This window comes from Citrobacter sp. wls710 (genome assembly GCF_005281115.1).
Lineage (GTDB): Bacteria > Pseudomonadota > Gammaproteobacteria > Enterobacterales > Enterobacteriaceae > Citrobacter > Citrobacter werkmanii.
Window position 1 is genome coordinate 1 of sequence record NZ_SZXD01000064.1, and the last position, 21,073, is coordinate 21,073.

A 21,073-nucleotide genomic window follows, 5' to 3' on the forward strand; every position below is an offset into this window, starting at 1 on the left:
TTACTGTGGCGGTAAGTGGTTTTTTGTTGTAACGGATCGCTGACGGTCAGCAGGCGTCCAATTATATCCTGCTCGATCCGGATTTCACCCTGAGCCGGATCTTCAATGCAGTTCAGCCGGTGCAGGGGATCGTAGCCATAATGCCAGGTCTCACCGTCCGGCAGTACCTGCCGTAATACTTCGCCGTGGTCACCGTATTCCCAGTGACGCTGCCGCCCCTGCGGATCGGTCATCTCCCGCAGGCCGCCGTGTTCATCGTAGGTGAACAGCCAGGTTTTATTACCCGGCCCCTGAAAACGGGTCAGATTACCGTGGGCATCATACTCATAGTGCAGCATGATCCCCCCCGGCAATGACAGCCGGGTGATGTCACCGTAGAGGTTATACTGCCAGGTGGTGGTTCGCCCCAGCGCGTCGGTCTGAGACTGCCGTTTACTGTGCGCCCATTCCGTTAGTGTTTCCCTTCCCAGAGGGTCTGCCTCACGAACGACCAGGCCGTCATCGTTATACCAGTAGGTTGTGACGCCGCCTTCCGCGTCGTGATAGCGGCTTTTGCGTTCCGCATCGTCGTAGGTAAAACGGTCGTTGAAGTAGCCTTCCGGCGTGCGGGTTTCTGTCACCCGTCCCTGTGCGTCGTAGAACAGATCCACCTGCGTACCGTCGGCATCCCACCAGTGCAGCATCCGGTTTTCCGGACTCCAGGTGTAACCCTTGTGACTGAACTGAAATGTGTCGCATTCTGCCAGCATTCCCCGGTCATCATACTGACAGGTGACCAGTCGCTGGATCTTTCCCTGCGAATGGAGGTCTATTGCGGTAACTCGCCCGTGCAGACTGCTCAGCGTCAGTTCATAGCCGTCGCTGTGCCGGACGCAGGCCAGTTGCCCATGCTGGTAAACGAAGCTGATGGTGTTGCCATAGCCGTCACAGATCGCGGACAGGCGGCGTATTGTCCCGTTGATTTCGCCAAAAATCAGCGTCTGGCGGGCCTGACGGTCAAACACGGTGAGTTGATTGTGAATATCACCGGAGAGCACGTAATGGCCCATGTGACTGTTAACCGCGTTTCTTAATTGTCCGTCGTGGGGCAGGGAGTAGACCAGCGTGACGCCTTCATGATCGGTAAAACGGATAGTTTTTGCGTCCAGCTCCAGAAAACGCGACCATTCGTCCATCCATTTGGGTCCGAACAGACCACAGACCTGTGAACTGGTGCGGTGAAAGCGGGAGAGGCTGAGCGGTAACGTACCGGGGAGTGAGAGCACCGAAAGATGCTGGAGAAAATCGCCGGTAACGATATCGACAGGTTCACCCGGCGTACTACAGTTACGAGTGCACTGGCTATTAGCTTTATTGTTTTTAGGTGTTTCCCCTTGAACAGGAAATTGCCCTCCTGGAGCATTTGGGGTTTTTACGGCGGTACTGGCAGCGGCACCTGCGTCTTCCACTGCGTTTGTGGTTTTTGCAGCAGCGGCGGCGGTTTCTGCCGACCGTGTTGCTGCGCCGGCTTCTTCTACTGCCATTTGGGGGCCATTTCTTGCCAGCAATGCGCCCCCCAGCAAAGAACCGATAACCAGTTCACTTCCTTTAACCTGGTCAGTATTCAGCGTTTTCCATGTTTCCGCCGCCTCTCCGCCCATTTGCTGGATAGCTGCATCAGATGCGCCAGGGACCCGACTATAAATATCGCCTGCGTGTAGCATCGCAGCGATAAGCTCACTGTTCATTACTCCGTCAGGTGTATCGTCAGTGACAAAATCAGACACAACATCTTTAATTTTTTGTGTCGCTGCTCTTCTGGACTCCGCTTCCTGAACATAGGACTCGCCGAGCATTTCCAGGAAACCTTTTTCTTTCGCTGTTTCCGGGACAACTGGCGGATTTGCCCCCGTCACCGGAACCTGAGGTATGGCGGGCTGGCCGCAGATAACGCCGGGGGTATTTTTGTTATTCATCCAGCATATATCGCCGTTCCGTAGTATTGGAAAACCACCGGCGGTGACGCTGGCGCTGTGCTCCAGGGGTTCACAGATGCTCCCCACGGTTCCGCTTTTTATGCCGCCGGCAACACCCGGTTCATCTCCTTGTGTCATCGGGGCAAAACTCTGGTCCATTACCACCAGAGGGGTATTGTTTGTCCTGACGGTCGGTACCGGGAGCACGGCCTGTAACAGTTGTGCAGTGACTGGGTAGGGGATCGGGGGCGTGGAGTCTCCGCGTGGCGTTTTACAAACATCCGGACTGAGCGATACCATCGTCCATTGCGGACTCTGGCTGGCAGTGGTGTTTTCGGCCATTATTTTTCTTCCTGAACGGGATTTGTCACGTAACGCGCCTCTATGACGCGTATCGGGGCGTGGGTGCTAATGAGGTATCGCCAGGTGATAGACAGTGTCATTTTGTCTAAATCCAGGATAAGGGTGTCTGCATTCATCCACTGGGGGATCAGGGTTCCGTCCGTCATGCGCAGTAACACTGCTGCTCTGTGTGGTGGGGTTTGAACGGTTATCCGGCCCTTGGGATGCAATCCCTGTAGCTCAAAGCGCAGTCCTGAAGAGGGCCAGGGTATTTGTTGATCCAGTGGCGCACCATTCCAGTAACCAAAATCGAAGTCTCCCGGTAAACCAGGGTGTCGAGAATCCAGCCAGTGTTGATTGTAGGTTCCCGCTTTTCTCAGCCTTGGCTCCCAGCTACGGGCTAAAAATCCCGTTCCGGCAGGTTGAAATTCAGGCGCAGATGGATCCAACCTGCCATCCAGACAGCGTTGAAATTCATTTAGTGTGAAAGGATGGTCCGGATTCATGATCTGTGGAGCGGGGACGCGTGTCAGTCGGGTAGCATCAACGTACCAGCGTTCTGTATATCCTTGTCCCTGTGGATTGGTTACACACACGGTGTGGGCGAGCGGCGGGCTATCAGTCTGTGGGTGTTCGGCTTGTTGACGGGCAGTAAGCTGATTTTTCGCGGGTACATTTCTGGCGGCATCACTCTCTTTCTCGATTCGACACTCCCCGCCAAAGGCATATTGATAATCCAGGGGGAGAGTAGTGAAGGGGGTGGGATCTGAAAGCGACCATTGTCCGGTCAGTGAGTTACGGAGCAGAAATCGCTCACCAATGACATGAAGTCGCTTATCCAGTAAAACTTGCCCCTCTGGAGTAATAAGCTGAATACCGACATCAACATCTGTTGCGGGAATGTCAGCAGGAGCATTGACGGTTGCGTTGAGAATAACGTCACAAAGCGGCTTGAAGGGAGCCAGATCGTTTTCCTGTAAGACTCTGGAAGCGTTGAGTTCACCTTCATACTCATCCGTCAGGCAAAGAGGCATGGGGGGATTTACCAGTGGCTGTGCCTGGAAAACACCTTCGGCGCATAGCTCCAGCGAAAAGCCAACCTTCATTGCAACAACGTGATATGTCTCATCCTGCTGATCGAGCATTCTGTACTGCATCACGGAGAAAGGGGTGAGATTGCGAAATTCCATTTCAGCGCCTCAGTTGATGTCCACTGGCATACCGTTAATTTGGACTGGTCCCTTGGCACTAAAGTCAAAGGCGGTTCCGATGATGGTGATCACTCCGGAAGCATCCATCGTGATGGAGCTGGCACCGCAGGTGAAGGTAATCGATGTGGTTGAACTTACAGTTAACGGTCCGCCGACGGTGACGGACTTTAACAGCCCAACCTCTTCGGTCTGCGCCAGAGCGACGGTGGTATTCATCTCCCCGACAACGGTTGTCTGATAGGCCCCTCCCACGGTGACTGATTTCAATAACCCAACAGTCTCCCTGCTAGTCAGGCCGGTAAATTCTTTTTTATTTTTCAGCGTGGTGGTTCTCTGATTGCTCAGAACGACCTGCCGTAAATTGTGACCAATCAGTACATTGCGGTCTTTTTTGATTCTGACTTTTTGATCGTTGCCGATATTTTCCGTGTGGTCGTGGAGCACAGTCGTACGACGGTCGTGTAATACTTTGGTGTCCATGTCTTTCTGAGCGTGCATGGACAACAACTCATTATCCGTACTATCTTCAAACATCAGTTCGTTATATCCGCTTCCCTGATATGTTTTTGAACGGATAGCCATCTGTGTTTTGGTTCCGGGCAGATCGCCTGGAGAACGGTTAGTCTGGTGGTAGGTTCGTCCCATAATGATGGGCTGATCTGGGTCGCCATTGAGGAAATCAACGATCACTTCCTGCCCGACGCGTGGGATAGCCAGATGACCAAACCCGGCACCGGCCCATGCTTGTGATACCCGTATCCAGCAGGAGCTGTCCTCATTTTTCTGATGATATCTGTCCCAGTGAAATTTCACACGAACCCGACCATGCTCGTCGCAGAAAATTTCCTCTCCTTCAGGACCGGTGACAATTGCGCTTTGCGGGCCATCAACTCTGGGTTTGGGTAAAGGTTGTGACCGCCAGGTTCGATCCGCAGGTATTACAGTAAAATCGTTGGTGAGTGAGGTTCCCTGCCCTTGACTGCCGTGCTGTGCTTGAGGTTGTATTCCCGTCAGCGTACTACCCGCCACTTGCCACTCTCGGTTAAGGTCGGCTGTTGGGTGTCCTGACAAGGTAAAACGTGTACCAGGCCATAGTTTTGGGGAATTACTGGCACAAGTGGCCGTTTCAGCACTGCTGCGCCAGCCATCCATTTTGTAGCGGGCAAAATTTTGACCGTGTTGTTGATCTTTAAAACGGCCCGGATAATCAAACAGTTCGTACTGTGACCGCTGGCCGTTAAGATTGTCGGCTTTATGAGTATAGAGTCCTGGCCAACCAGGGACTTTAAAGGTGTAGTCCTGACTCTGTACTGAAGAGTGTGTGATAGTGGCTTCATAGCGGAACACACTAATGGATTCAGGGGTGACTTCCATTGTTGCGTTTGGGTTAAATAGGAGTGGGGTGGATATGGAGTGCAATCCGGCAAAATTGTCGCATAGGGTCAGCGTCTGATGCGGCCCATTAGCACCTGGAGACAGATTTTCAAAAAAGAAGATTCCTTCCTCAGACCACAATCGTGTCAGAAAAGCGAGATCTGACTCATTATATTGTACGCAGAATTCACGTGGCGGGTGGTTTTCATAAAAGTGAGACTTCCACTCTGTTACGCCATTTTCTCTCAGTAGAATATCGGAGATGGTCTGGATGTCCTGTTGCTGGAAAATACGGAAGTTCTTGCGCAAACTACAGCGCCAAAGTGGAGGGGAAATGGTCAGATGATAATTTGTCTGCCACCCATTATTATTTCCCAGGACCATTGCAGTGACAATGCCGTTGATATAGCGTTGTGGAATATTACCTTGCCAGATAGTCAGAACGACATTTTTTTCCAGAAAATCCGAAGCGACTAGATTTAATTTAGTACTGGAAACATTTACGTCCATCACAAACGGACCAGAGTATTGCTGGTAAAGAGTGAAATCTACCACGGCCAGTGCTGTATCTTCCTGACCATCAATATTTAACGTAAAACGCAGTCCTTTTAATGACATATGACCTCTCTAAGGACGGAGAAATACCCGTATTGTTGATGAGTTACATGATATAGACGATGTAACGCATGAATTAAGGTTCGTTTGATATGGGAGCGATGAATGAGTGATAATAAAAATAGAATATTTTCCGAAGAGAATTACTTGCAACTTTTTTGTGACAATTCTCTTTCTTTTTTAGCTTCCAATATCAGACGTAAAGTGCGAAGGAATGAAATTATTCTATAAAATGAGTTGCTGTTTATAGTATATCGACATAAATACAAAACAAATAATTGTAAAAAAAATGTATTAAGCTCCCTCATTAACTGATAAAATTCTGAGTTTTGTATAAGTATTGAAAAAATACCAGCCAATGACAATGATATATTAAAAAGATAAAAATAGCGTATAAAGATCAATCCACTGGTATAGCCTCGTCCTAATCCATAAGGTATAAAAGCAACATATATACCTGCAAATGGGATAATGGATAAGCATAATATTGAGCTCACTTCAACGGGAAGGTTAAAGTGATATATTATCGATGTCCATCCCCATGGGGTCGAGGCTGCCAGTAACATAACGATAATCCCTATTGAAAAAGGGTTGGGACGTGAAAGTCTGAGCCATTGAAGATTGAGTGCATTTTCCTGCTCCGGGGTCGATTGTTTGAGTAACGCCGCCCCTCCATTTTTGATCAAGCAGTCCGTTTGTTTTCCTTCGTCAATTAATCGAAGGAACTGTGTGCCCAATAACACTCTCGTTATATTCATTTAATTAATAGTGTCCACGGACTGTAATAATCCAAAAATATATTCACCAGAGGTGCTAATACTTTCCGGGGAATGTATAACACCACTGACCGCACTACCAGAAACCGCCATTGCGCTGGTCATCGCACTAATGAGTTGTTTTATTAACTCTCCGTGAAATCCTTCTGTAGGATATCGTCTGGGATATTTTCCCGCGCGGACCATTGCTTTCATCGCTTTGTTAGATATTCCCGGGTTAAGTTGTTTTATGATAGCTTCAGTCAGACGAACCCTCTCCATTCTGGGATAACGCTTTAACCAGTCGATCACGTTCATTGAAGAGGTTGATTTCATCATTTTGTATGTCATGACCACTTCTTTTAGCGGACCGGCAAGCGAGACCAGTGAAATTAAATCGAGCGCAGTGGAGGTGGCCGTGTACCATCCCTGCCGATCAATCCAGTCAACATTTTGGGCATCGTTAAGTCCTATATCATACAAACGCCATAGGCCATTAGCACACTGCACTGCTGTGGCAATCGTTCCGGCAGTTGCCAATACAGCCAGAGGAGTACTCATTCCGCCCGTAAGCGGTACGGCTGAAAGAGAAGCAGCACATGCGACAGCTGTGAGTATACAGGCTCCGCAGGATAGTGCCGTTGACGCAATTTCTGCTCCAACTGATGGATCTTTTACGGCTTCTTTGACGCTTTTCTCCATCCCTTCACGAGATAAATACGTGGTTTGAGTCACAATGATATGGGTTATTTGATTCAGTCCCGGAGTGGAGGAGCGTTTTGAGGGGCGAACTAAAAATGAGCGATAACCGTCGTTGTATATAATGCCTGCACCATAAAAATCACGCTGGCAGTCAAGTGCATCAGCCAGTGCGTCGAAATTAAAATCTGTCCCCTGAGTTTGCCCCAGCAAGCGAGACCACTCATATTCAGGCAAATCATTACTTTCAGGATTAAATAAATTAGGCACCTTGCCCTCACATTATCAATTCACTAACTGAATTAGTTGCAATGACCGTACAACGTTACGCTTGTTTTCAGGCACGCTACCGCCGAGGTTTCCGGCGTCTGCCATCTCCCGTATGCAAAACGTAACTCGGTACTGATACTGCTTGTTATGGCTAATGACTTTAAAAACAGCACCCTGCCATGACGGCAGAATGCTGCTGGTTTTGACTTATGCTTCCAGTGGTGCGCGCCAGTCATCAGCCCCTGAAGTACCGGCTGAAACGTGTTCCCACTCAATTTTGCGGTAAGCCAGAGAGACTTTAACCAGCTGTGTGAACTCACGTTTGGTGTCGTCCTGGCAGTGCGGCATAGTGCAGTCGATATCCACGATGGTGGAGTCGGTCAGGCGGGTGGTGAAGAAGTGCTCCTGTTTACCTTCGACTGACGTGCGATACCAGTGCAGTTCAGTGGTTGGCAGCATTTCTCCGGAAGCCAGTGCGTTGTACAGCAGTGGAACCGCTTTGTTCAGCGCCACGGTGAAGATAAACGGCTTGTGAGAACGCTGGCCACTGGGCTGACCTGATTGCGGATCGGTCGGGACGGTGACGTTGTGGCTGAATTCCTGCACCAGCATCTCGTCTTCATGGCCCTGAACGTAGATATTGCCGACAGATTCAGCAGTAAATGCGCGATCGGTAATCAGTCCCTGAGTTTGTCCTTTAATTGAGATGTAACACGGTGTTGGCATTTCCTTAACTCCTTTGCATTATTTATATTTATGCTAATTCCCATCAGCACGTTCAATATTTCTTAACAAACACAAAAGCATTGCTCACGCCAATACTTTTGTGTTTGTCCCTGAGTCGCATTCGTTGTGCGGTCGGTAAAAATGATGGTGCTTTTAAATTCATTGCTCATTAGTTCCGCTGCTTCTCTTTTATCTTTCAGCCATAGGTTGTTCTTGAATTAATATTATTTAATCCGTTTTTCTCCTGCGCTTTAAAATCAAAATAACCATTCATTTATTTTTGTGATGTAATCCTTGTTCGTATTTACTCTAATCATTGCAATTAAACTTTTTCTTATATATTCAGTTAAAACATGTGGTTGTATTGTGTTTTTTTTGTTTGCATTTCATCCTGCATATACCATATCCCAGATGAAATACTTGATTATGTGTCATTCGTCACGTCGGTGTGTATTATGTGTCGAAGGTTAGGAAAATTGTTTTAAAATTTCATTCAGGGAGTATGATACTCCCTGATCGATGTTTTTGTCATGGCGGATTTTTATTTCCGTTGCTGGCTATTGTCTTTATGGATAATTCTACCATTAATGGTCTGAATAAATATCTATCATCATTTTATGGAATATATACATGAGCAATCATAATGACGGAAGTATAGCGCCTAAGGAACGTATTAATGTCCGCTATGTTCCAAGGACGGATGGTCAGGCGGCTGAAGTGGAATTACCTCTCAGTCTGCTGGTTACCGGGGATTTACTGGGAAGGCCGGATGACACCCCTCTGGATGAACGCCAGCCAGTCGCTGTTGACCGAAATACATTAAACGCAGTACTGGCCCAGTCTGGCATTGAACGGAACGTTTCCGTGCCGTCGGTGCTTAGTGAAAAGGCTGGCGCGCGTATGGATATCAGCCTGAAAGTCAATTCGATGGCCGATCTCTCGCCGGACAGCATCGCCAGCCAGGTGCCTGAGCTGAAAAAAATGCTGGAGCTTCGTGAGGCGCTGGTTGCCCTCAAAGGGCCGATGGGCAATATCCCGGCATTTCGCGCTCAGTTGCAGGCACTTCTGGATAACGAGGAAACCCGCGAACAGCTGATTCAGGAACTGGGGCAGGCCAGCCAGAAATAACTTTGCACAAGGATTTCACTATGTCTTTACAGGAAGAAGTTGCTCCCGTCAGTGCCGCGCCAGAGGCAGGAACGTCATTGCTGGACAATATTATGGCACAAAGCCGTTTCCAGCCTGAGTCTGAAAGCTATGGTATTGCCCGTCAGGGCGTGACCGCATTTATCTCGGCCCTGCTGCAGAATGAAGCTGAGTCAGTCGACATTCTGGCGGTTAACGCCATGATTGCGGATATTGACGAGCGGACAAGTCGCCAGATGGATTTGATCCTTCACGACCCGGTGATTCAGGAACTGGAATCACTGCTGCGCTCCCTGAAATTGCTGGTTGAGCGTACCGATCCGCGCGAAAACATCATAATTTATCTGCTGCACGCCACCAAAGAAGAGTTGCTGGACAACTTCGAGTTCGCCCCGGAAATCACCCAGTCTGGTTTCTATAAGCACGTTTACTCCAGCGGCTACGGCCAGTTCGGTGGTGAGCCGGTTGCAGCCGTTATTGGCAACTATGCGTTTAAAAATAACGCCGCGGATCTCAAATTGCTGAAGTACGTCAGTGCGGTCAGCGCAATGGCGCATGCGCCATTCCTGTCATCCGTTGCGCCGGAGTTTCTCGGTCTGGATTCCTGGACTGAGCTGCCGGGCATTAAAGATGTTGGCGCGATTTTTGAAGGTCCAGCCTATACCAAATGGCGCGCATTGCGCGAGTCAGAAGACTCCCGTTATCTCGGCCTCACTTCCCCACGTTTCCTGCTGCGTCAGCCATACGCGCCGGGCGACAATCCGGTGAAAAGTTTCAATTACCGGGAAAATGTCAGTCGCAGTCATGATGATTATTTGTGGGGGAATACGGCATTCCTGCTGGCTACCAATATGGCGGACAGCTTTGCGAAGTATCGCTGGTGCCCGAATATCATCGGTCCGCAGAACGGTGGTGCGGTTAAAGATCTGCCGGTTCATCTGTATGACGCGATGGGACAACTGCAGGCTAAAATTCCGACCGAAGTACTGATCACTGACCGCCGTGAATTTGAGCTGGCTGAAGAGGGGTTCATTACTCTGACCATGCGTAAGGGCAGTGATAACGCTGCCTTTTTCTCGGCTAACTCGGTACAGAAGCCAAAAGTATTCCCCAATACCCCGGAAGGCAAAGAAGCGGAGACCAACTACAAGCTGGGTACCCAGCTACCGTATCTCTTTGTTATCAGCCGCCTGGCGCACTACATCAAAGTTCTGCAGCGCGAACAGATCGGCTCCTGGAAAGAGCGTGGCGATCTGGAGCGCGAACTGAATACCTGGATCCGCCAGTATGTGGCCGATCAGGAAAATCCGCCAGCTGAAGTGCGCAGCCGTAAGCCGCTGCGTCAGGCGAAAATTGAAGTGCTGGATGTGGAAGGTGAACCGGGCTGGTATCAGGTAGCGCTCTCCGTGCGTCCGCATTTCAAATATATGGGCGCCAGTTTTGAACTGTCCCTCGTTGGCCGTCTCGACCGGGATTAATCACCATGACGGAACGGGATATCGGAATGCAGGGAAGTTTGTTTGAGCGGGTGGGGAATGCGGCCAGATCGTCGCGCCGCTTACCGTCGCCAGGGCAGTTGTTACAGTCCATCAGACGCAACCTGGAAAACGTTCTGAATACCCGTTCCGGCAGTTGCTATGGTTCGCCGGAGCTGGGCATTCCTGATCTGAATGATGATGCATTGGTCTCCAGTGATTTCCGTCAGGAAATTGGCCGAGGAATTCGTGACTGCATTCTCCGTTACGAACCCCGACTCTTTGATGTGACGGTAGATGCCGATTCACCGGATGTCAGTGCTCCGCAGGAATTACGTTTTCATATTGTGGCGCAGGTGAGTTTTAACGATGCCAGTGATCTCCTGGAGTTTGAGATCCTGCTGGATAACCGCCAGCGCTACCGGGTGGAGTGACAAAATGGCTTTTGAGGAACGTTACTACCGGGAAGAGCTGGATTATCTGCGCCAGTTAGGCAAGTTGCTGGCAGAGGATAAACCCTATCTGGCCCGTTTTCTGGCGGAAAAGGAAGGCGATCCGGACGTGGAGCGTCTGCTGGAAGCTTTCGCTTTTCTGTCAGGGGGGCTGCGGCAAAAACTGGAAGATGAATTTCCGGAGTTTACCCATGGGATTATCCGGATGCTCTGGCCCAATTACCTGCGTCCGGTTCCATCGATGACGGTGGTTGAATACAGACCCGAAAACAACCTGAAAGCGCCAGTACAGGTTTCACGTGATGAACTGGTCACTACACGCCCAAATAACAACCACTCATCTGGACATAAAGGGGCAATAACAGATGAGGAAGATGCTTTTGTTCCTGTCTGTCATTTTACTCTGGCGCGGGATATGTGGTTGCAGCCGTTGCAACTCCTTGATGTCCGTAACGCCAGTACCTTAAAAGAGGGCATTGTTGATATCGATTTTTACAGGGATACGGGAGTAGCTGCCGGAACGGTAGATTTGAATAAACTCACTTTCTGGCTGGGGAACGACGATGACTATACCCGGCATCAGCTCTATCTGTGGTTCAGTGAACGCCTGATGGATGCGGAATTGATTGCGGGTGAGCGTCGCATTGCGTTACCAGAACTGTGGCTGGGAGCCGCCGGGTTTGAACGTGGTGATGCACTACTGCCGTGGCCTAAAAACGTTCACAACGGCTACCGTGTGCTGCAGGAGTATTTTTGCTACCCGGAAAGCTTTTTTTTCTTTCATCTGCGGGATGTCGCGGCATTACCGGAAGATTTTCCTGCGGGTTCTTTTACATTGCGCCTGCATTTTAATCAGCCGTTGCCGGTGGATATCAAACTGCGCGAGAGTTCATTGCGGCTTTACTGCATACCTGCCGTCAACCTGTTTGTTCACCATGCGGAACCGGTCAGGCCGGATGGAAGTACGCCGCAATATCCGCTGAAAGCCAGCCATCAGCACCCGGATGCTTATGATATTTTCCGGGTTAAATCTGTGGCGGGCCAAAGCGCGGAGACAGATGAGCTCTCTGTAAAAGGGAAGAAAACCCGGTCCTGGCCAGAGTTTGAAAGTTTCAATCACCAGCTTGAATACAGCCGCCAGCGTGAGGTGGTGTACTGGCACCACCGGACAAAAACGTCCCTGTTTCATCGTGGCCTTGAGCATGCCATCGCCTTTGTTCACGCCGATGGTAGGCTGCCTGAGCCGTCCATGCTGGAGGGCGAGGTCATTACTGCTTCGCTGGTCTGTACTAACAGGATGCTGCCTGCGGAGCTGCACACTGGCGATATCTGCGTGGCTGTGGGGAAAAACCCGGCCGTAGCCAGCTTCAGCAATGTCACGCGCCCGACGCGGCCATTGTACCCGGTCACGGATGGCGATATGCACTGGTCACTGATTTCCAGTATGAACCTGAATTATCTCTCTCTCCTGGACCGTGATGCGCTGGTACAGATCCTGCGTACTTTCGATTTACCCGGCATCCATCATCCACAGCAGGCCCGGTTGTCACAGCAAAAACTGGACGCAATTGAGAAAATGGAAACTAAACCGGTGGATCGGTTGTTCAAAGGCGTTCCGGTAAGGGGGCTTGCGACCTCGTTGTGGATCAATCCGGCACCCTTTATCTGTGAGGGTGAGGTTTATCTGTTAGGTGTCGTGCTGTCTGAGTTCTTTGCCCTGTACGCCAGCATCAATTCATTCCACTGCCTGAAAATTATCAATACAGAAAGTCAGGAGGTCTGGGAATGGAAGAGTACCGGCCAGCACGCCCTGATGTGATATTTCCGGCAGATGTGCGCGGCATCAATTTCTATACCCTGCTGGAGTCGCTCTATCGCCGCTACGGCGAACCGGACAGTGAACCTTCTCTGCGTACCGAGCCGAAAGATGAGGGGGTGCTGTTTAAATCTGATGCCAGCATCGCTTTTCCGGGGAGCGATCTGACGTCGCTCACGCGCAGAGATAACGGGCAGTTCACGCTGACCTCAACATTTCTCGGCTTTTCCGGCAGCCAGTCGCCGCTTCCGGGTTATTACCTTGATCGGATGGCACGGGAATCTGCACAGAACGAAGAAGGGCTGAAAGATTTTCTGGATCTGTTCAGCCATCGCTGGACGCAGTTTGCTTACCACGCCTGGCGTAAGTATCGCTACTACATCTGTTTTCGCAATGGCGGGACGGATGTCTTTTCACAGCGTATGTATTCCCTTGTCGGGCTGGGTAACCGCAGTGCACGCGACAGGCTCGCCATCAACCACAGCAAAATGCTGGCCTATGCCGGAATACTGGCGACGCCGGGGCGTTCGCCGGATGTGGTATGTAATCTGGTATCCCACTGTTTTGATTTGCCGGATGTCACGATTGAGAGCTGGCAACTGCGCAAAGTGGCGATCGAGCCGTCAGAGCAGAACCGGGTGGGGGTACGTAATCCGAAGATACGAACCGACGGACATGTCGCCGGACGCTCTGTGCTGGGCGTCAATTTCACACTCGGCGCGCGGGTACCGGATCGCAGCGGTAAATTCCTGCTGCGGATTAACGGCCTGGATATTGCGCGTTATCTGTCGTTTTTACCTGACGGGGATGATCATCAGGCGCTGAAAATGTTTATTTCGTTTCTGTTGCGTGACCAGCTTGCCTGGGATCTGCAATTGGGTCTGGCACCGGAGCAGGCCAGAAGGATGCGGCTGGGGGATAAATCGTGTTCCCGTCTGGGACGGACCAGTTTTATTGGCCAGCCGGTGGCTTCGCCTTCCGTCACTCTCCACATCAGGGAATAAATTACATGGAGTCATATATGGCTGAGGAAAAATCACAGTCTTCCACACTGTCGCTGACGCTTCAGGTAATGAACGGCAATGAACTGGAAAGCGGTCGCGCCGCAAAATGCCTGTTTTCCGGTGACGGCGGCGAGATAGGCCATGCGGAAGGGTGCCACTGGCCGGTACAGGATCGGGCCGGTTCGGTTGCCGGGCGCGCCTGCGCCATTGTGCTGCATGACGGCGCTTTCTGCCTGCGCAGCCTGATGCCGGGGCTGATGATAAACCTGGCGCCAGTGGCCTCCGACGCCGGGCTGGTACGTCTGCGTCAGGGGGATGAAATCAGTCTGGGCGCGCTGGCATTAAAAGTCTTTCTGCACGAAGGCAAACGCATCAGCTATGACGAGCAGATGGCGACGCCGGAAAGCATTGTGACGCAGCGTGACGGTCTGGTGGAGGCGCTGATTTCTACCGACGGCCAGCCGGAATATCCGGGGCTGCAGCAGCGTCACCAGCTGACGTCCACGGTGGTCAACAGCTTTTCCTCCGACCCTTTACAGGTGTTAGAGAGTGAAAGTCTGACCGCCGCACCGGCGACTTACGGGCAGCGGACCGTGCCGTTGTCGGATCTGCAGGCCAATGGTGGACTGGACACCTCTTTTATGGATCTGCCCCCGGTATATGCGGACCCGCGTGATGAAGATGAGTTTACTGCGGCGCAAACGGCGCAGAAACATCTGGCGGTAACGCCGCTGCTGCGCGGGCTGGGCAGTTCGCTCAGCGTGCACAATTCGCAGGACGCCGACGCCTTTCTGGAAGAGAGCGGACGCGCCCTGCAGGCCGCGATTCAGGGACTGCTGGATTTACAGCACAGCCAGAACAGTCTGTCGGACAAACACCTGCGCCCGCTGGAAGATAACCCGCTGCGCCTGAATCTTGACTACGCCACGGCGCTGGAAGTGATGTTCGCCGAAGGCAAAAGTCCGGTGCATCTGGCGGCACCTGCCGCCATTCGCGAGAGCCTGCGTAACGTCCGCCACCACGAAGAGGCCAACCGGGCGGCGATAGCCGAAGCGCTGCGGGTGATGCTGGAGGCCTTCTCGCCGCAGAGCCTGCTGCGCCGCTTTGTGCAGTATCGCCGCAGCCATGAGCTGCGCCGGGAGCTGGACGATGCCGGAGCATGGGAAATGTACCGCCACTATTACGCCGAACTGGCTTCGGACAGGCAGCAGGGATTCGCCATGCTGTTTAACGAGGTCTATGCCCAGGTGTATGACCGGGTATTGCGTGAGAAGCAGCGGGAACCGGAAGCATGAGACGCTTTTTTGTCATGCTGATGCTGGCGCTCAGCGTCAGTGGCTGCACGATGACCAAAAAGATCGGCCAGGTGATTGCCGATCCCGGTATTCAGGTTGGCGATCTGAAACAGCAGTCTTCTGCGGTCACCCTCACGCTGCTGACCGAGCCGGACAGCAACCTGAACGGCGAGGGCGAGCCTGCCCCGGTTGATGTGCAACTGGTGTACCTGACCGATGACTCAAAATTTCAGGCGGCGGATTACGACCTGATGGCCTCCACGCCACTGCCGGAAGCGCTGGGGAAAAACTATCTCGACCACCAGGATTTTACCCTGCTGCCGGACACGCTCAAAACGCTGCCTGACGTGAGTCTGGATGCAAAAACACAGTTTATTGGCATCGTCGCCTATTTCTCCGACGACCAGGCCAGCGAATGGAAGCAAATCGTGCCGGTGGAAGGAACCGGGCATCACTACCGCCTGCTGGTGCACGTACGCCAGAACAGTATTGAAATGAAGACCGAGGACAAATAACGATGGCCACAATGAAAAACCGGGTGCTCTGGCAGGAAGGGATGTTTGCGCTGCCCCAGCACTTTCAGCAGCAGCAGCGCCATAACGACGCGATGCTGTGCGAGCGGCTGGATGCGCTGGGTGATTTTGCCTGGGGATTTACCGGGCTGTCGCTGAATACTGAACTGCTGGCGCAGGGCAAGGTGATGATCGACCGGGCGGCGGGCTGTCTACCGGACGGCACCGTGTTCCGCATTCCTGAACAGGATCTGCTGCCGCTGCCGTATCAGCCACGGGAACTCACCACACCGGAAAGCCAAGATATTTATCTGGCGCTGCCGGTCGCCACCCATAATATCAGCGAAGTACAGGGCATTCGCAGCGCGGGGCAGAGTTCGGAGCGCTACAGCGTGGTGCACACCGATGTCCGCGACGTACACAGCAATGACGGCGATATGCAGTCGCTGACGCTGGGCCAGCTGGGGCCGAAAATCGTCAGTGGCGCAGAGGATCTCAGCGCGATGGTGGTGCTGCCGCTGTGCCGTATCCGCAGTTTTCAGGCCGGCGGCGCGCTGGTACTGGATGATGATTTCATCCCGACCTGCCAGACGCTGCGCGTCAGCCCGGTTCTGAACCGCTTTGTCGGTGACGTGCAGGGGCTGATCGCCACCCGGGCCGCCGATCTGGCGAAGCGTATCGGCTCGCCGGAGCAGAGCGGGATCGCGGACGTCGCCGAGTTTATGATGCTGCAAATGCTTAACCGCTGGCAGATGCATTTTTCGCACCGGGCGCGTCTGCATATCCTGCATCCAGAAACCTTTTATCTGGATCTGGTCAGCCTGCTGGGCGAGCTGATGACCTTTACCGAAAACAGCCGTCTCCCTTGTGTCGTTGAACCTTATGACCATCGCGATTTGACGCAGTCTTTTAAAACGGTGATCCCGGAGGTGCGTCGGGCGCTCAATATTGTCCTGCAACCCCGTGCGCAGAACCTGCCGCTGATCTTTACCGAAGGCGTCTATCTGGCCACGGTCAACGATCCGGGTCTGTTGCAGTCCGGTGTCTTTGTGCTGGCGGTTCGCGCCCGGATGCCACATGCCCAGCTAATCCTCCAGTTTACCCAGCAGTCGAAAATCGCCGCCACCGACAAAATCCGCAATATGGTCAGCGTGCAGGTGCCGGGTATTCCGCTGCGCGCGCTGCCGGCGGCCCCCCGTCAGTTGCCGTACCACGATGGCTATGTCTACTTTGAGCTGGAGAAAGGCAGTTCCGCCTGGCAGGACGTGGTGAAGGCGGGCGCGCTGGCGATGCATATTTCCGGGACCTTCCCGGAGTTGGATATGCAACTGTGGGCGATAAGAGGATAAGACGATGAGCGAATTCGTCCTGCCGTCTGAATCGGACTTCGGTCGCCAGTATCGCCTGGCGCTGCGCGGCAACAGCCTGAATCCGATGATCGATGCCGCTACGCCGCTGCTGGGCATGGTGATGCGCCTGTCGGGGATGAACAGCCTGAATATGCCGGAACACCTGTTTGCGCAGGTGGTGACCGACGTGCAGGCGGTGGAGCAACTGCTGCAGGAGCAGGGCTATGAGCCGGGCGTGATTGTGTCGTTTCGTTACATCCTCTGCACCTTTATTGATGAGGCGGCGCTCGGCAACGGCTGGTCAAACAAAAACGAGTGGATCAGGCAGTCGCTGCTGGTCCATTTCCACAACGAGGCCTGGGGCGGGGAAAAGGTGTTTATTCTGCTGGAACGCCTGATGCGTGAACCAAAACGCTACCAGGATCTGCTGGAGTTTTTATACCTCTGCTTTTCACTCGGTTTTCGCGGGCGCTACAAAGTGGCGCAGCAGAGTCAGGACGAGTTTGAACAGATATACCGCCGCCTGCACCACGTGCTGCGTCCGCTTCGCGGCGATGCGCCGTTTCCGCTGCTACACCAGAATCAGGTCGCGCAGGGGGGACGCTACCGGCTGATAAAACGCCTGACCGTCAGACACCTTCTGCTGGGCGGCATGGTTGTGCTCGCCCTGGTGTATCTGTTTTATCTGCTGCGCCTTGACGGCCAGACGCAGGACATTCTTCACCAGTTAAACCGGCTGCTTGCCAGGTAAGGACACCCATGATTCAGATTGATATCTCCACGCTGGTTAAACGGCTGAACCCGTTCTCCCGTCAGGCGCTGGAAATGGCCGCCACGGCCTGTATGAGCCAGCAGGCCACCGAAATCACCGTCAGCCATGTGCTGACCCAGATGCTGGCCATTCCGCGCTGCGACCTGCGGGTGATTATGGAAAGGGCAGAGATAAGCGTGGATGAGCTGGGACAGGCGCTGACGGTGGAGCATTACGCCACCATGCGCCATACCGACAGCTATCCGGTATTCTCGCCGCTGCTGGTTGAATGGCTGCGCGATGGCTGGCTGCTGGCCTCGGCGGAAATGCAGTCCAGCGAGCTGCGCGGCGGTATCCTGCTGCTGGCTCTGCTGCATTCTGCGTCGCGCTATGTGCCGCCTGCCGCAGCCCGGTTGCTGACTGGGATTAACCGCGACCGGTTACGCCAGGATTTTGCCGACTGGACGCGGGAGTCGGCGGAGTCGGTCATGCTGAATGCGGATAAATCGGCTCCCACGGCAGTGCGTTCAGAAGAGTGTCTCCTTGCCCGTTACGCCAAAAACATGACTGAAGACGCCCGTCAGGGACGGCTCGACCCGGTGCTGTGCCGGGACAGTGAAATCGACCTGATGATCGATATTCTCTGCCGCCGTCGCAAGAACAACCCGGTGGTGGTGGGAGAGGCGGGGGTGGGCAAAAGCGCGCTGATCGAAGGGCTGGCGCTGCGTATTGTCGCCGGTCAGGTGCCGGACAAACTGAAAAATACCGATATCATGACGCTGGATCTGGGGGCGTTGCAGGCGGGGGCTTCCGTTAAGGGCGAGTTTGAGAAGCGTTTTAAGGGGCTGATGGCGGAAGTGATTCAGTCGCCGGTCCCCGTCATTCTGTTTATCGACGAGGCTCACACGCTGATTGGTGCGGGCAACCAGCAGGGCGGGCTGGATATCTCCAACCTGCTGAAACCGGCGCTGGCGCGCGGCGAGCTGAAAACCATTGCTGCCACGACCTGGAGCGAATACAAAAAATACTTTGAAAAAGATGCCGCGCTGTCGCGACGCTTCCAGCTGGTAAAAGTACGCGAACCCGGTGCTGCCGAAGCCACCATTATTCTGCGCGGGCTGGCGGCGGTGTATGAGCAGGCGCACGGCGTGCTGATTGACGACGACGCGCTGCAGGCGGCTGCCACGTTAAGCGAGCGCTATCTCTCCGGGCGTCAGCTGCCGGATAAAGCTATCGACGTACTGGATACCGCCTGCGCCCGCGTGGCAATCAATCTGTCCTCGCCGCCAAAACAAATCTCAGCGCTGACCACCCTGTGCCAGCAGTGCGAGGCGGAGATCCGCCAGCTTGAGCGGGAAATCCGCATCGGTCTGCGCCCGGACGGTGGCCGGCGCGATGAGGTTCACGCGCAGTATGAAACAGCGCAGGCAGAACTTCAGGCGCTGGATGCCGCGTGGCTCCAGCAGCAGACGCTGGTACAGGAAATTATTGCGCTGCGTCAGACATTACTGACGGAAGCAGAGGCGCAGGATAATACCGTTCCAGAAGAGACAACCTCCGCGGCGGAACGCCTGGCGTCCCTGAGCGCTGAGCTGGATACCTTGCACCATACGCAGTTGCTGGTATCACCGCATGTGGACAAAAAGCAAATCGCGGCGGTCATTGCTGAATGGACCGGCGTCCCGCTCAATCGCCTGTCGCAAAATGAAATGTCGGTCATTACCGATCTGCCGCAGTGGCTGGGCGAGACCATTAAAGGCCAGGACCTGGCGATTCAACATCTGCATAAACACCTGCTGACGGCGCGCGCCGATCTGCGTCGTCCGGGGCGTCCGCTTGGCGCGTTTCTGCTGGCCGGTCCCAGCGGTGTGGGTAAAACAGAAACCGTGCTGCAACTGGCTGAACTGCTCTACGGCGGGCGTCAGTACCTTACCACCATCAATATGAGCGAATTCCAGGAGAAACACACCGTCTCGCGCCTGATTGGCTCACCGCCGGGCTATGTAGGCTATGGCGAGGGCGGCGTGCTGACCGAAGCGATTCGCCAGAAACCCTATTCCGTGGTGCTGCTGGATGAGGTGGAGAAAGCGCACCCTGACGTGCTCAACCTGTTCTATCAGGCCTTCGACAAAGGCGAGATGGCTGACGGCGAAGGGCGACTGATCGACTGTAAAAACATCGTTTTCTTCCTGACCTCCAACCTCGGTTATCAGGTGATTGTCGAACATGCGGATAATCCGGACGTCATGCAGGAAGCCCTGTATCCGGTGCTGGCGGACTTCTTTAAACCAGCGCTGCTGGCGCGAATGGAAGTAGTGCCCTATCTGCCACTGTCACGCGAAACGCTGACTACCATTATTGCCGGAAAACTCGCCCGTCTGGACGGCGTGCTGCGAACCCGCTTCGGCGCAGAGGTGGAGATTACACCGGGTGTGACCGATGAAATTATGCAGCGCGTTACCCGCGCCGAAAACGGGGCCCGCATGCTGGAGTCGGTTATTGACGGCGATATGCTGCCGCCGCTCTCGTTGCTGCTGTTGCAGAAGATGGCGGCGAATACGGCTGTCGCCCGTATCACGCTGGATGTGCAGGACAGTGTGTTTACTGCCGACGTGGAGGATGCGGTAACAGAGGTAGAATGCACGGTATGAGACCTTCTGCCTGCTGGCTGCTGCCCCTGTTGCTGACGGTTTCACCGGTGTATGCCAGTGAGACGGCGGATGCGCAGACCACGCTTAACGTAATGTCGGCCTGCCGGAAACAGCCTGCCGCCCTGGAGCGTCTGGACTGCTATGACCGCATTCTGTCACCGCAGCCTGACACCGGCTTTGCCGGGGCGCTGGTGAAGGCGCGCTATGACGGCGAGGCGCGCAAAAGAGCCTTTGAGCAGGAGGCGCAGCGCGTGGATAACTCCACGGCGCTGCTGCTGACCCGTACCGAAGGTGAACGTCCGGCGGTGATTATCACCACGCCTGCTATCGGCAGCCTGCCGCCGCGCCCGGTGCTGATGTTCAGCTGTGTCGACAATATCACCCGGATGCAGGTGGCGCTCGCATCCCCCCGGCAGGATAGCGATATTCCGGTGACGTTGAAGACGGATAGCGGCCAGTTCCGTTCCCGCTGGTTTGTGCGTGAAAACGGCTATCTGCTGGAGGCCAGCCGGGGTCTGGCGGGAATTGACGAGATTAAACAGTTGTTCGACGCAAAAACGTTAACCCTGGAAACCGGGAACGGAAGCTCCGGACAACTGACCTTTAACATTGACGGACTGGCGCAGACTCTTGCGCCGCTGCGTGAAGCCTGCCACTGGGCGGGGGAATAACGAT

At 53.6% G+C, this 21,073-nt stretch carries 17 protein-coding genes; 11 read left to right on the forward strand and 6 right to left on the reverse strand.

The window, feature by feature from the left end; all coding sequences use genetic code 11:
* The 6 genes from FDX14_RS24030 to FDX14_RS24055 all read right to left on the reverse strand — a co-directional run.
* On the reverse strand, nt 1–2,297 hold a 2,297-nt coding region (locus tag FDX14_RS24030), incomplete at its 3' end, for a PAAR-like domain-containing protein (RefSeq protein WP_137350386.1).
* Nucleotides 2,297–3,487, reverse strand: coding sequence for a DUF2169 family type VI secretion system accessory protein (locus FDX14_RS24035; protein WP_137350387.1), 1,191 nt, complete (start codon nt 3,485–3,487; stop codon nt 2,297–2,299). The genes FDX14_RS24035 and FDX14_RS24030, both read right to left, overlap by 1 nt.
* Before the next feature lie 9 nt (nt 3,488–3,496).
* On the reverse strand, nt 3,497–5,500 hold the full coding sequence (locus tag FDX14_RS24040; protein ID WP_137350388.1) for a type VI secretion system Vgr family protein: 2,004 nt from the start codon (nt 5,498–5,500) through the stop codon (nt 3,497–3,499).
* 140 nt (nt 5,501–5,640) lie between these two features.
* Nucleotides 5,641–6,255, reverse strand: a complete 615-nt coding sequence (locus FDX14_RS24045; protein ID WP_170973617.1) for a hypothetical protein — start codon at nt 6,253–6,255, stop codon at nt 5,641–5,643.
* The gene (gene ssp4 / locus FDX14_RS24050) at nt 6,256–7,221 is read right to left on the reverse strand and encodes an Ssp4 family T6SS effector (protein WP_167371254.1); all 966 of its coding nucleotides are present in this window, start codon (nt 7,219–7,221) and stop codon (nt 6,256–6,258) included.
* 207 nt (nt 7,222–7,428) lie between these two features.
* Nucleotides 7,429–7,947: an Hcp family type VI secretion system effector gene (locus FDX14_RS24055; RefSeq protein WP_020689513.1), complete on the reverse strand. Its 519-nt coding sequence runs from the start codon at nt 7,945–7,947 to the stop codon at nt 7,429–7,431.
* 630 nt (nt 7,948–8,577) lie between these two features.
* Between FDX14_RS24055 and tssB the strand changes: the two genes are divergently transcribed.
* Genes tssB through vasI form a run of 11 tightly spaced genes read left to right on the forward strand, consistent with a single transcriptional unit; the run spans nt 8,578 to nt 21,069 of the window.
* Nucleotides 8,578–9,075, forward strand: a complete 498-nt coding sequence (gene tssB / locus FDX14_RS24060; protein ID WP_137350390.1) for a type VI secretion system contractile sheath small subunit — start codon at nt 8,578–8,580, stop codon at nt 9,073–9,075.
* Nucleotides 9,076–9,095: 20 nt separating this feature from the next.
* Nucleotides 9,096–10,571, forward strand: a complete 1,476-nt coding sequence (gene tssC, locus FDX14_RS24065; protein ID WP_137350391.1) for a type VI secretion system contractile sheath large subunit — start codon at nt 9,096–9,098, stop codon at nt 10,569–10,571.
* Between the two features lie 5 nt (nt 10,572–10,576).
* Nucleotides 10,577–11,002 (forward strand): type VI secretion system baseplate subunit TssE, encoded by a 426-nt coding sequence (gene tssE, locus FDX14_RS24070; RefSeq protein WP_052511188.1) that lies wholly within the window; start codon nt 10,577–10,579, stop codon nt 11,000–11,002.
* A gap of 4 nt (nt 11,003–11,006) precedes the next feature.
* On the forward strand, nt 11,007–12,839 hold the full coding sequence (gene tssF / locus FDX14_RS24075; RefSeq protein ID WP_137350392.1) for a type VI secretion system baseplate subunit TssF: 1,833 nt from the start codon (nt 11,007–11,009) through the stop codon (nt 12,837–12,839).
* Nucleotides 12,806–13,840 (forward strand): type VI secretion system baseplate subunit TssG, encoded by a 1,035-nt coding sequence (tssG, locus tag FDX14_RS24080; protein ID WP_137350393.1) that lies wholly within the window; start codon nt 12,806–12,808, stop codon nt 13,838–13,840. Before tssF ends, tssG begins: the two co-directional genes overlap by 34 nt.
* A gap of 17 nt (nt 13,841–13,857) precedes the next feature.
* Nucleotides 13,858–15,135, forward strand: a complete 1,278-nt coding sequence (tagH, locus tag FDX14_RS24085) for a type VI secretion system-associated FHA domain protein TagH (RefSeq protein WP_079224710.1) — start codon at nt 13,858–13,860, stop codon at nt 15,133–15,135.
* Nucleotides 15,132–15,650 (forward strand): type VI secretion system lipoprotein TssJ, encoded by a 519-nt coding sequence (gene tssJ, locus FDX14_RS24090; protein ID WP_042309280.1) that lies wholly within the window; start codon nt 15,132–15,134, stop codon nt 15,648–15,650. Before tagH ends, tssJ begins: the two co-directional genes overlap by 4 nt.
* A 2-nt stretch (nt 15,651–15,652) precedes the next feature.
* On the forward strand, nt 15,653–16,996 hold the full coding sequence (gene tssK, locus FDX14_RS24095; protein ID WP_137350394.1) for a type VI secretion system baseplate subunit TssK: 1,344 nt from the start codon (nt 15,653–15,655) through the stop codon (nt 16,994–16,996).
* 4 nt (nt 16,997–17,000) lie between these two features.
* A complete protein-coding gene (gene icmH / locus FDX14_RS24100) occupies nt 17,001–17,747 on the forward strand; it encodes a type IVB secretion system protein IcmH/DotU (protein ID WP_137350395.1) in 747 nt (248 codons plus the stop codon).
* An 8-nt stretch (nt 17,748–17,755) separates the two neighbouring features.
* Nucleotides 17,756–20,398 (forward strand): type VI secretion system ATPase TssH, encoded by a 2,643-nt coding sequence (gene tssH / locus FDX14_RS24105; protein ID WP_137350396.1) that lies wholly within the window; start codon nt 17,756–17,758, stop codon nt 20,396–20,398.
* Complete coding sequence (vasI, locus tag FDX14_RS24110; protein ID WP_137350397.1) at nt 20,386–21,069, forward strand: type VI secretion system-associated protein VasI; 684 nt, start codon at nt 20,386–20,388, stop codon at nt 21,067–21,069. Before tssH ends, vasI begins: the two co-directional genes overlap by 13 nt.
* Nucleotides 21,070–21,073 lie beyond the last annotated feature (4 nt).

What these genes read in the sequence shown, in the direction of transcription:
- tssE (WP_052511188.1), top strand. Translation starts at nt 10,577, where the DNA reads ATGACGGAACGGGATATCGGAATGCAGGGAAGTTTGTTTGAGCGGGTG.
- tssG (WP_137350393.1), top strand. Translation starts at nt 12,806, where the DNA reads ATGGAAGAGTACCGGCCAGCACGCCCTGATGTGATATTTCCGGCAGAT.
- tssB (WP_137350390.1), top strand. Translation starts at nt 8,578, where the DNA reads ATGAGCAATCATAATGACGGAAGTATAGCGCCTAAGGAACGTATTAAT.
- tagH (WP_079224710.1), top strand. Translation starts at nt 13,858, where the DNA reads ATGGCTGAGGAAAAATCACAGTCTTCCACACTGTCGCTGACGCTTCAG.
- tssC (WP_137350391.1), top strand. Translation starts at nt 9,096, where the DNA reads ATGTCTTTACAGGAAGAAGTTGCTCCCGTCAGTGCCGCGCCAGAGGCA.
- FDX14_RS24035 (WP_137350387.1), bottom strand. Translation starts at nt 3,487, where the DNA reads ATGGAATTTCGCAATCTCACCCCTTTCTCCGTGATGCAGTACAGAATG.
- FDX14_RS24055 (WP_020689513.1), bottom strand. Translation starts at nt 7,947, where the DNA reads ATGCCAACACCGTGTTACATCTCAATTAAAGGACAAACTCAGGGACTG.
- tssK (WP_137350394.1), top strand. Translation starts at nt 15,653, where the DNA reads ATGGCCACAATGAAAAACCGGGTGCTCTGGCAGGAAGGGATGTTTGCG.
- tssJ (WP_042309280.1), top strand. Translation starts at nt 15,132, where the DNA reads ATGAGACGCTTTTTTGTCATGCTGATGCTGGCGCTCAGCGTCAGTGGC.
- FDX14_RS24045 (WP_170973617.1), bottom strand. Translation starts at nt 6,255, where the DNA reads ATGAATATAACGAGAGTGTTATTGGGCACACAGTTCCTTCGATTAATT.
- FDX14_RS24040 (WP_137350388.1), bottom strand. Translation starts at nt 5,500, where the DNA reads ATGTCATTAAAAGGACTGCGTTTTACGTTAAATATTGATGGTCAGGAA.
- vasI (WP_137350397.1), top strand. Translation starts at nt 20,386, where the DNA reads ATGCACGGTATGAGACCTTCTGCCTGCTGGCTGCTGCCCCTGTTGCTG.
- icmH (WP_137350395.1), top strand. Translation starts at nt 17,001, where the DNA reads ATGAGCGAATTCGTCCTGCCGTCTGAATCGGACTTCGGTCGCCAGTAT.
- tssH (WP_137350396.1), top strand. Translation starts at nt 17,756, where the DNA reads ATGATTCAGATTGATATCTCCACGCTGGTTAAACGGCTGAACCCGTTC.
- tssF (WP_137350392.1), top strand. Translation starts at nt 11,007, where the DNA reads ATGGCTTTTGAGGAACGTTACTACCGGGAAGAGCTGGATTATCTGCGC.